This window comes from Mesorhizobium sp. M7A.F.Ca.CA.003.01.2.1, from assembly GCF_003998945.1.
GTDB lineage: Bacteria > Pseudomonadota > Alphaproteobacteria > Rhizobiales > Rhizobiaceae > Mesorhizobium > Mesorhizobium ciceri.
In genome coordinates, this window is sequence record NZ_RZRA01001620.1 from 1 (window position 1) to 528 (window position 528).

General features: G+C 63.1%; 2 pseudogenes. Both read left to right on the forward strand.

The window, feature by feature from the left end:
• Positions 1–243: pseudogene (locus EN969_RS34575) on the forward strand (sugar ABC transporter substrate-binding protein); the annotation flags it as partial.
• Positions 243–528: pseudogene (locus EN969_RS34580) on the forward strand (sugar ABC transporter permease); the annotation flags it as partial. The pseudogenes EN969_RS34575 and EN969_RS34580, both read left to right, overlap by 1 nt.

Genomic DNA, 528 nt, shown 5'->3' on the forward strand with positions numbered 1-528 from the left:
TCGGTGCTCGAAGATCCAAAGGTGCGCGAAGGCGTCACCATGCCGGCAAGCTGGCGCGATGCGGTGGTCGGCTCCGGCAATGTGAGCCGGCTGTCGCTGCCGGTCATCATCCCGGTCACAGAGTTCCGCGACATCTACGGCGTGGCGCTGACCAATTTGATCGCCGGCGCTGATCCCGCCGAGGAGTTGAAGAAGGCTACCGACCAATTCCAGCCGGTCCTCGACAGGAGCGAGCAAGGCTGATGTCCGCCACCACCCCAGAACGCACCGGGGTGACGACGCAAGCCATCGAAGGGAGCCAGACGATCCGGCTGGCTCCCAACTACTGGCCTTTCGTCGTTCCGGCGCTCGTCGTCGTCGGCGCCGTGATCGTCTTTCCCTGGGCCTTCACGCTGTGGATGAGCGTCAACCGCTGGACGCTCGGCCAGTCGCGAAGCTTTGCCGGGATGGAGAATTATCTGCGGCTGGCGTACGACCAACGCTTCTGGGAATCGCTTCTCCATACGTTGAGCTACACCTTCCTTTCGG